Origin of the sequence: Massilia sp. YIM B02443 (assembly GCF_030411955.1) — a bacterium.
Lineage (GTDB): Bacteria > Pseudomonadota > Gammaproteobacteria > Burkholderiales > Burkholderiaceae_D > Telluria.
On sequence record NZ_JASNRA010000001.1, the window covers coordinates 551,065 to 560,316 of the forward strand.

8 protein-coding genes and 1 pseudogene are annotated in these 9,252 nt (G+C 63.8%); 5 read left to right on the top strand and 4 right to left on the bottom strand.

What is annotated here, in order from left to right; genetic code table 11:
- Positions 1-3 precede the first annotated feature (3 nt).
- The 4 genes and pseudogenes from QPK27_RS02385 to QPK27_RS25405 form a co-directional block, all read right to left on the bottom strand.
- Positions 4-1,389 (bottom strand): MFS transporter, encoded by a 1,386-nt coding sequence (locus tag QPK27_RS02385; protein ID WP_290416587.1) that lies wholly within the window; start codon positions 1,387-1,389, stop codon positions 4-6.
- A gap of 395 nt (positions 1,390-1,784) precedes the next feature.
- Complete coding sequence (locus QPK27_RS02390) at positions 1,785-2,282, bottom strand: L-2-amino-thiazoline-4-carboxylic acid hydrolase (RefSeq protein WP_290416588.1); 498 nt, start codon at positions 2,280-2,282, stop codon at positions 1,785-1,787.
- Positions 2,283-2,428: 146 nt separating this feature from the next.
- Positions 2,429-3,136: a methyl-accepting chemotaxis protein gene (locus tag QPK27_RS25400; RefSeq protein WP_374046996.1), complete on the bottom strand. Its 708-nt coding sequence runs from the start codon at positions 3,134-3,136 to the stop codon at positions 2,429-2,431.
- 418 nt (positions 3,137-3,554) lie between these two features.
- A pseudogene (locus QPK27_RS25405) lies at positions 3,555-4,268 on the bottom strand (MCP four helix bundle domain-containing protein); the annotation flags it as partial.
- A gap of 267 nt (positions 4,269-4,535) precedes the next feature.
- On the opposite strand from QPK27_RS25405, the gene QPK27_RS02400 reads away from it, so the two are divergent.
- The 5 genes from QPK27_RS02400 to QPK27_RS02420 all read left to right on the top strand — a co-directional run bounded on the left by QPK27_RS02400 (position 4,536) and on the right by QPK27_RS02420 (position 9,183).
- Positions 4,536-6,212, top strand: coding sequence for a CTP synthase (locus QPK27_RS02400; RefSeq protein WP_290416589.1), 1,677 nt, complete (start codon positions 4,536-4,538; stop codon positions 6,210-6,212).
- Positions 6,209-7,063: a 3-deoxy-8-phosphooctulonate synthase gene (kdsA, locus tag QPK27_RS02405; protein ID WP_290416590.1), complete on the top strand. Its 855-nt coding sequence runs from the start codon at positions 6,209-6,211 to the stop codon at positions 7,061-7,063. The genes QPK27_RS02400 and kdsA overlap by 4 nt, the downstream gene beginning before the upstream one ends.
- Positions 7,064-7,160: 97 nt before the next feature.
- Positions 7,161-8,447, top strand: a complete 1,287-nt coding sequence (eno, locus tag QPK27_RS02410; RefSeq protein WP_290416591.1) for a phosphopyruvate hydratase — start codon at positions 7,161-7,163, stop codon at positions 8,445-8,447.
- 81 nt (positions 8,448-8,528) lie between these two features.
- Positions 8,529-8,873, top strand: coding sequence for a cell division protein FtsB (gene ftsB / locus QPK27_RS02415; protein ID WP_290416592.1), 345 nt, complete (start codon positions 8,529-8,531; stop codon positions 8,871-8,873).
- Between the two features lie 25 nt (positions 8,874-8,898).
- Entirely contained in the window at positions 8,899-9,183 is a 285-nt protein-coding gene (locus QPK27_RS02420) for a hypothetical protein (protein ID WP_290416593.1), read from the top strand.
- The last annotated feature ends 69 nt before the right edge of the window (positions 9,184-9,252 follow it).

The window sequence follows — 9,252 nt, forward strand, 5'->3', positions numbered from 1 at the left end:
ATGTCATGGCGCCGCCTTGCGCGCCGTGAGGTCGAGCTGGATGCGCGCCAGCAGCCTGGCGTCGAGGTTATAGAAGAACATGACCAGCACCGCCAGCAGCGCAAACGCGGCCGGCACGAACGACATCAGCCACACGATGCCGGCCTGCGAACCCGTGGTCTGCGCGGCGTTGGGCACGTAGCCGAGCGAGGTAAAGACCGCGCCGATCACGCTCACCGCGACCGCGGTGCCGAGCTTTTGCGAGAAGGTGGCGGCGGCGAAGGTCATGGCGGTGGCGCGGCGGCCGGTGGTCCATTCGTTGTAGTCGGCGGTGTCGGCGTACATCGAGAACGCCAGCGGCGACTTCGGTCCCAGCACCAGGCCGAGGCCGGCCTGCAGCACGAACATCAGGTCGATGCGCTCGGGCGGAATCAGGAAGAAGGCGCTGGAGAGCAGGGCGGTGGCGCTCATCAGGATCATCATGAGCAGCTTCTTGTCGACGAAGCGCGTCAGCAGCGGCGTGCAGGCGGCGCCGATGGCGGCGAACACCATATAGGTCGGCACGAAGCTCGCCATCAGGTCGGGCCGTTCGACCACGTACTTGAAATAGTAGGCCGACGTCGTGGTGCGCAGGGTGATGGTCACCATGATCACCAGCGCCAGCACGAACAGCACCACCCACGGGCGGTTCGCGGCCAGGTCGCGCACGTCGCGCAGCACGTCGCTCTTCTGGCCCGACGGCGGCGCCACCCGTTCGCGCGTATTGAAGAAGGTGACCAGGAACATCAGCGAGGCCGCCACGCTCCAGGCCAGCATGGTCAGCTGCCAGCCGCGCGCCTCGTTGCCGGCGCCGAGCCAGGTCACCATTGCCGGCGTGGCGGCCGTGACCAGGGTGCTGCCGCCGAAGGCGAAGATGAAGCGCAGGCCGTTGATGGTGGAGCGCTCCTGCGGGTCGGACGACATCACGCCGGACAGGGCGTTGTAGGGGATGTTGACGCAGGTGTAGCACACCATCATCGCCAGGTAGCTGCCATAGGCCCAGATCAGCCTGCCGTCGGCGTCGAGGTCGGGCGTGGTGTAGGTGAGCACGGCGGCGGCGCCGAGCGGGATCGACATCCACACCAGGTAGGGGCGGAATTTGCCGAAGCGGGTGTTGGTGCGGTCGGCGGCGGCGCCGATCAGCGGGTCGGTGAAGGCGTTGATCAGCTTGATCGACGCGAGCAGGGTGGCCGCCTGCGCGGCCGTGATGCCGAAGGTGTCGGTGTAGAAGATCAGCAGGAAGGTGGCGATGTTGGCCCAATAAAAATTGAAGCCCATGTCGGCCACGCCATAGCTGAGCTTTTCGCGCAGGCCCAGGCGTTCGTTCGCGCTTGCTTCGGGAACCAGGGCTTCAGGCGCGCGCTTGAGCATGGCTTGTCTCCAAAATATTTTTTATGTGGCGGCAGGGATCGATGTCATCCGGCCTTGTATGATAACGCTAACATCGGCGTCAAGTATGCGAGTGGCAAGGGCGAATGTCAACAGCGGACAGCGGCGTCGACGGCGCGCTTTCCGGTTGAGTTTCCGATGCTCAGGCTACGACCGAGGAATCGTAACCGATGGGTGCAGTGCAAGGTGGTGGTGATGCTTCGTGCAGATCATCCGGCACGGCCGCCTGGCGGTCGACTTCCTGGCGATGCGCCGTCGGACTTTGAAAATGCCGGCTTCTGGTGGCGATCAGCACCTTCCGCCGCGGGCATGCTGCCGGCTGCGACGGTCGGTGGGATCAGCGTCCGCATCGAACGTGCGAGACGCGAAATGCATCTTCAGTTTATTTTCTTGATGTAATGCATTTTGCATACACCATCGCCGCGCGAAATCCGCTCGGTGATGATCAGTTCGGCATCATAGGCTTTGGCAATGCCATGATCGCCGCACATGGCGATGTCGCACAGACGTGCGATTTGGCTGTCGCTGCAACCCTCTTTTTGCCAAGCATTCACCAAAGGGCAATAGCTGAATTCCAGGTTGAATTCCTTGCTGCTAGTCTTTTTGATTTTGATATCAAAAATCATACGGGCCGGGAGTGTGAAGAGCAAAAATCGTAATCCCAGAAGACTTTTCGAATTCCACGCCTGCTTGACCAGCTCGTGGCCCTGCCTTTCGCCATAGCGTCTGACTGCCGCCGGCGCAAAATCTTCCCACGCCAGGCCTTTCTTTTCAGCCTCATCACACAAGAGCCATAACCACGACGCACGTTGCTCGATCGTTCCACGGAATTTTTCGATAATGAAGTTTCGTTTTTTTCTATTATTCGTGATCATGATGCCCAGACAGGTGAGAGCCAAAATAGACGATTAAATTTGAATTGCCGAAAACAAAAATAAGGAATGAAAAACGCCGCCGTGCCCGGTATCCGGGGCGGCGGCGCTTGATCCGTCAAGCCGGGGCGTGCGCCCCGGTCGGAACATCAGAACTCTTCCCACTCCGTTTCGGAGACCTTCGCCGATGCGGCCGGCTTGGTGCTGGCAGCGGCAGCCGGCTTGACGGCGGCGCCCGGCGCCGCTTTCGCAGCCGGCCTGGCGCTGGCGGCCAGTGCCTTGCGCACCGGAGCAGGCGCAGCCTTGGCCAGCGGCGGCGCCTTGACTGCGGCCGCCGCGCCCGCATGGCGCGCATCGAGCTTGAACACATCGACCACCTGCGCCAGGCGCTGCGCTTGCTCTTGCAGCGCGGCGGTGGCGGCAGTGGCTTCCTCGACCAGCGCGGCGTTCTGCTGGGTGGCGTTGTCCATCGAGCCCATGGCCTGGTTGACCTGGTCGATGCCGGTGATCTGTTCCTGGCTGGCCGACGAGATCTCGCCCATGATGTCGGTCACGCGCTGGATCGAATCGACCACTTCGCGCATGGTGGCGCCGGTGTGGTCGACCAGCCTGGTGCCGGCGTCGACCTTGTCGACCGAGTCGCCGATCAGCTGCTTGCTTTCCTTGGCCGCGCCGGCCGAGCGCTGGGCCAGGGTGCGCACTTCGGAAGCGACGACCGCGAAGCCGCGGCCCTGTTCGCCGGCGCGCGCCGCTTCCACGGCGGCGTTCAGCGCCAGGATGTTGGTCTGGAAGGCGATGCCGTCGATGACGCTGATGATGTCCACGATCTTGCGCGACGATTCGTTGATCGAACCCATGGTGGCGACCACCTGGTCGACCGCGCTGCCGGCCTGGCTGGCGACGCTCGAGGCNCACGATCTTGCGCGACGATTCGTTGATCGAACCCATGGTGGCGACCACCTGGTCGACCGCGCTGCCGGCCTGGCTGGCGACGCTCGAGGCGGCGATGGCCAGCTGGTTGGCCTGGCGCGCGTTGTCGGCGTTCTGGCGCACGGTGCCGGTCAGTTCTTCCATCGAGGCCGCGGTTTCTTCCAGCGCCGCCGCTTGCTGCTCGGTGCGGCTGGACAGATCGAAACTGCCGGCCGCGATCTCGCCCGAGGCGCCGGTGATGGTCTGGGTGCCGCTGCGCACTTCGTTGACGATGCGGGCCAGGCTGTCGTTCATATTGCCCAGCGCGCGCAGCAGGGCGCCGGTTTCGTCCGTCGCTTTGCTGTCGACGCGCACCGTCAGGTCGCCGGCGGCGACCTGCTCGGCGGCCTGCACGGCCTGGCGCAGCGGGTGGGTGATCGAGCGCGTCAGCAGCCAGGCGAAGGCCGCGCCCAGCAGCAGGGCGCCGGCGGCCAGCAGGCCGATCATGGTGTTGCCGCGGCTGGCGGCGGCGTCGATGGCGGCGGCGCTGGCGTCGATGCGCTTGTGCTGCAGGTCGAGCAGTTCCTTGACGCGTTCCTGGTAGGCCTTGGCGGCCGGGGTGAACTGCTTTTCGAGGATCTCGTCGGCCAGCTCGGTATTGCCTTCGGCCTTGGCCTTGACCGCATTGTCGCGGCCGGCGCTGTAGGCCTTGCGGTGTTCCATCACCGACTTGAACAGGGCTTCTTCATCGGCGCCGCTGATCAGGGGCTCGATCTGCTTGAGCAGGTCGGCCGACAGCTTGCCGGTGGCCGCCGAATCTTCCTTGAAGTAGGCGGTCAGCGAACCGTCGCTGCTCTTGACGATGGCGGCGGTGCGGCGCACCGCGGCGAAGATCTGCGTGTACCACTCGGCAATCATGCGCTCCTTGGCCAGCGGTGCTGCCAGGATGTCGTGCGTTTCCTGCGCAACCTGGTTGAGGCGCCAGGTACCGACCGCAGCGATGATGACGGTCATCAGGAGAGTCAGCGCAAAGCCGGCGGCCAGGCGCATCCCGATGTTGAGTTTGATGAAGTTACCCATGAATTATTTGGTAGAAGTGGGAATGCACGGCGTTTCAATGCCTCGACACTAAAACTGTCCCCGCCGTGGTGATTTAGTTACACGTAGAGCTACGCGAACGGTCACAATTATTGCCTAGCTGAAACAAAAATGCACCTGAAATAGTGCGTTTGTGATCGGTTGACGACACTGTGGGGCCGGGTGTTATCAGCTTGGTATGAGGAAGTATTTGCAGGATTAGGGTATAATTTCTATTTCCCGCGCGTGCCGTTCGGCACCATCAGCACAATGACCAAATTCGTATTCGTCACTGGCGGCGTCGTGTCTTCCCTGGGCAAAGGGATCGCGGCCGCTTCCCTCGCCGCAATCCTCGAAAGCCGCGGCCTCAAAGTCACCATGCTCAAGCTCGACCCGTACATCAACGTCGATCCGGGCACCATGAGCCCGACGCAGCACGGCGAAGTGTTCGTCACCGACGATGGCGCCGAGACCGACCTCGACCTGGGCCACTACGAGCGCTTCATCAGCACCCGCATGAAGAAGGTGAACAACTTCACCACCGGCCAGATCTATGAATCGGTGATCCGCAAGGAACGCCGCGGCGAGTACCTGGGCAAGACCGTGCAGGTGATCCCGCACATCACCAACGAGATCCAGGACTACATCCGCCGCGGCGCCGAAGGCGTCGACGTGGCGCTGGTCGAGATCGGCGGCACGGTGGGCGACATCGAGTCGCTGCCGTTCCTGGAAGCCGCGCGCCAGCTGTCGCTGCGCCAGGGCCGCAAGGGCGCCGCCTTCGTGCACCTGACCCTGGTGCCCTACATCTCGTCGGCCGGCGAACTCAAAACCAAGCCGACCCAGCACAGCGTGCAGAAGCTGCGCGAGATCGGCATCTCGCCGAACGCGCTGCTGTGCCGCGCCGACCGCCGCATCCCGGACGACGAACGCGCCAAGATCTCGCTGTTCGCCAACGTCGAAGAGCAGGCTGTGATCTCGGTGTGGGACGTCGACACGATCTATAAAGTGCCGCAAGTGCTGTGCGACCAGGGCCTGGACGACATCATCCTGGAAGCCCTCGGCCTGGAAGCGCCGAAAGCCGACCTGTCGATGTGGACCCGCCTGATCCACACCCTGGAAAACCCGAAGAACGAAGTGACGATCGGCATGGTCGGCAAGTACGTCGACCTGATCGAGTCGTACAAATCGCTGACCGAGGCGTTGCGCCACGCCGGCATCCACACCGAGAGCCGCGTCAACATCGAGTACCTGGATTCGGAGGAGATCGAAACCAAAGGGTGCGATCACTTGGCCAAGTACGACGCGATCCTGGTGCCGGGCGGCTTCGGCAAGCGCGGCGTGGAAGGCAAGATTCAAGCGGCGCGCTACGCCCGCGAAAACAAGATCCCCTACCTGGGCATCTGCTTGGGCATGCAGGTGGCGCTGATCGAATACGCGCGCAATATGGCCGGCCTGCCGAACGCCAATTCGACCGAGTTCGATCCGGAAACCGACCAGCCGGTCGTTGCCCTGATCACCGAGTGGCAGAACCACGACGGCAAGGTCGAGAAGCGCGACGTCAGCTCGGACCTGGGCGGCACCATGCGCCTGGGCGCCCAGACCTGCGCCGTGAATCCGGGCACGCTGGCGGCCGAGATCTACGGCAACGTCGTGACCGAGCGCCATCGTCACCGCTATGAAGGCAACAATTACTACCTGCCGAAGGTCGAAGCAGCAGGCCTGACCGTGTCGGCGCGTACCCCGAACGAAGACCTGTGCGAGATCATGGAGCTGCCACGCGACGTGCACCCGTGGTACATGGGCGTGCAGTTCCACCCGGAATTCAAGTCGACGCCGCGCAACGGCCACCCGCTGTTCACCTCGTTCATCCGGGCAGCGCTGGCGCACCAGGCATCGAACACCAACACCGCCGCTAATGCAGTGGCCGTCCAAGGAGACGCAGCATGAAACTCGCCGGATTCGACGTCGGCCTCGAGCACCCGATCTTCCTGATCGCCGGCACCTGCGTGATCGAATCGCGCCAGATGGCGATGGACACCGCCGGCACGCTGAAGGAAATCACGTCGGCGCTGGGCATCCCGTTCATCTATAAATCGTCGTTCGACAAGGCCAATCGCTCGTCGGGCAAGTCGTTCCGCGGCCCGGGCCGCGAGAAGGGCCTGGAGATCCTGGCCGACGTGCGCCGCGAGATCGGCGTGCCGGTCCTGACCGACGTGCATGACGAAGAGATGATCCCGGAAGTCGCCAGCGTGGTCGACGTGCTGCAGACCCCGGCCTTCCTGTGCCGCCAGACCGACTTCATCAACGCCTGCGCGCGTTCGGGCAAGCCGGTCAACATCAAGAAGGGCCAGTTCCTGGCCCCTGGCGACATGAAGAACGTGATCGACAAGGCCCGCGCCGCCGCGCGCGAAGCGGGCCTGGAAGAGGACAACTTCATGGCCTGCGAACGCGGCGCCTCGTTCGGCTACAACAACCTGGTGTCGGACATGCGCGGCCTGGCCATCATGCGCGAATCGAACTGCCCGGTGGTGTTCGACGCCACCCACTCGGTGCAGCTGCCGGGCGGCCAGGGCACCTCGTCGGGCGGCCAGCGCGAACACGTGCCGGTGCTGTCGCGCGCGGCCGTGGCGGCGGGCATTGCCGGCCTGTTCATGGAAACCCACCCGGATCCGGCGAATGCGATGTCGGACGGCCCGAACGCGGTGCCGCTGGGTCACATGAAGGAACTCCTGACGACGCTGGTCGAACTCGACCGCATCGTCAAGAAGACCGGTTTCATGGAAACCAAGTTCAAGTAATCAGTATTTGCGGGAGCAGCCCTGCGGCTGGGCGCTCCCGTCGCACGTAAATAAGCGTAACTGCTTAAGATTTCCCACCTTCTGGAGACTGAGAAACATGAGTGCTATCGTTGATATCATCGGCCGCGAAATCATTGACTCGCGCGGTAACCCGACCGTCGAATGCGACGTGCTGCTGGAATCGGGCGTGATGGGCCGCGCCGCGGTGCCGTCGGGCGCCTCGACCGGTTCGCGCGAAGCGATCGAACTGCGCGACGGCGACCCGAAGCGTTACTTCGGCAAGGGCGTGCTGCAAGCCTGCGAGAATATCAACACCGAGATCTCCGAAGCGATCATGGGCCTGGACGCCAATGAGCAAGCCTTCCTCGACCGCACCCTGATCGATCTCGACGGCACCGAAAACAAGAGCCGCCTGGGCGCCAATGCCATGCTGGCAGTCTCCATGGCCGTGGCCAAGGCCGCCGCCGAAGAGGCCGGCCTGCCGCTGTACCGCTACTTCGGCGGTTCGGGCGCGATGCAGATGCCGGTGCCGATGATGAACGTCATCAACGGCGGCGCGCACGCCGACAACAACCTGGACATCCAGGAATTCATGATCATCCCGATCGGCGCCCCGTCGTTCAAGGAAGCGATGCGCTACGGCGCCGAGGTGTTCCACACCCTGAAAAAGATCCTGCATTCGAAGGGCCTGAACACCGCCGTCGGCGACGAAGGCGGCTTCGCTCCGTCGGTCGCGAACCATGAAGAAGCGATCAAGCTGATCATGCAGGCGATCGAGCAGGCCGGCTACGTGCCGGGCCAGGACATCGCCCTGGGCCTGGACTGTGCCGCGAGCGAGTTCTACAAGGAAGGCGCCTACGTGCTGGAAGGCGAGGGCGGCCTGCGTCTGTCCGCAGAAGACTTCACCAACATGCTCGCCACCTGGTGCGACAAGTACCCGATCATTTCGATCGAGGACGCGATGCACGAAGGCGACTGGGCCGGCTGGGCGCACCTGACCTCGGTGCTGGGCAAGAAAGTGCAGCTGGTCGGCGACGACCTGTTCGTCACCAACACCAAGATCCTGAAAGAGGGCATCCAGAAGGACATCGCCAACTCGATCCTCATCAAGATCAACCAGATCGGCACCCTGACCGAGACCTTCGCCGCCATCGAGATGGCCAAGCGCGCCGGCTACACCGCCGTCATCTCGCACCGTTCCGGCGAGACCGAGGACTCGACCATCGCCGACATCGCGGTGGGCCTGAACGCCCTGCAGATCAAGACTGGCTCGATGTCGCGTTCGGACCGCATGGCCAAGTACAACCAGCTGCTGCGCATCGAGGAAGACCTGGGCGACATCGCCAGCTACCCGGGCCGCGACGCCTTCTACAACCTGAAGTAATCACCCGGCCGGCGGGCGGGGGCGGACGGCCAGGCCGTTTCCGTCGCCGCCCGCCGGCTTGTCGACGTTATCCGTTACGCCATGCGCCTCATCACGATCGCCCTCGCTTTCCTGCTCGTCCTGATCCAGTATCCGCTCTGGCTCGGCAAGGGCGGTTGGCTGAACGTGGCCGACATGCGCGACCAGGTCGAGGCCACCCGCCTCAAGACCGAACAGCTCACTGCCCGCAACGGCAAGCTCGACTCCGAAGTGCGCGACCTGAAGGAAGGCACCGGCGCGGTCGAGGAGCGCGCCCGCTACGAGCTGGGCATGATCAAGCAGAATGAAATCTTCGTGCAGGTGCTGCGCAAGGACGAGCAGCCGGTCGAATCGATGACCGTGCCGCCGGTGAAGGCGCCGAAGAAGGAAGGCGCGGCGCAGCACTGAGCGCGCGTTTAGAAAGAGTTATCCCATGACCCAACCGAATTCCTCGATCGACCCTGCCAGCCTGGATTCGCTCGATGCGATCGCCGATTGCCTGGCCGATGCCTTCGAAGATGGCGAGGGCGACGTCGTTGCCGCGGCCTTGAGCGCGGTGGCGCAGGCGCCTGGCTTGCCGGCGCTGGCGGCGGCGGTCGGCGTGCCGCAACAGCAACTGGCTGCGGCGCTGGCGTCGGGGGAGTTCGACCTCGATCTCACGCTGGAGATCATGAAGGTGGTCGATCTGCATATGAGCGGGGGACGCGGGGCGAACTGAGGCGCCCGGTCGTCCGTTCACACGCTGGTTGAACGCGTCGGCGGCGGAGCCGCCAACCCTTGTATCTTG

Coding starts and splice junctions, on each gene's coding strand:
- QPK27_RS02420 (WP_290416593.1), top strand. CDS start 8,899: ATGACCCAACCGAATTCCTCGATCGACCCTGCCAGCCTGGATTCGCTC.
- eno (WP_290416591.1), top strand. CDS start 7,161: ATGAGTGCTATCGTTGATATCATCGGCCGCGAAATCATTGACTCGCGC.
- ftsB (WP_290416592.1), top strand. CDS start 8,529: ATGCGCCTCATCACGATCGCCCTCGCTTTCCTGCTCGTCCTGATCCAG.
- QPK27_RS02385 (WP_290416587.1), bottom strand. CDS start 1,389: ATGCTCAAGCGCGCGCCTGAAGCCCTGGTTCCCGAAGCAAGCGCGAAC.
- QPK27_RS02400 (WP_290416589.1), top strand. CDS start 4,536: ATGACCAAATTCGTATTCGTCACTGGCGGCGTCGTGTCTTCCCTGGGC.
- QPK27_RS02390 (WP_290416588.1), bottom strand. CDS start 2,282: ATGATCACGAATAATAGAAAAAAACGAAACTTCATTATCGAAAAATTC.
- QPK27_RS25400 (WP_374046996.1), bottom strand. CDS start 3,136: ATGGGTTCGATCAACGAATCGTCGCGCAAGATCGTGGACATCATCAGC.
- kdsA (WP_290416590.1), top strand. CDS start 6,209: ATGAAACTCGCCGGATTCGACGTCGGCCTCGAGCACCCGATCTTCCTG.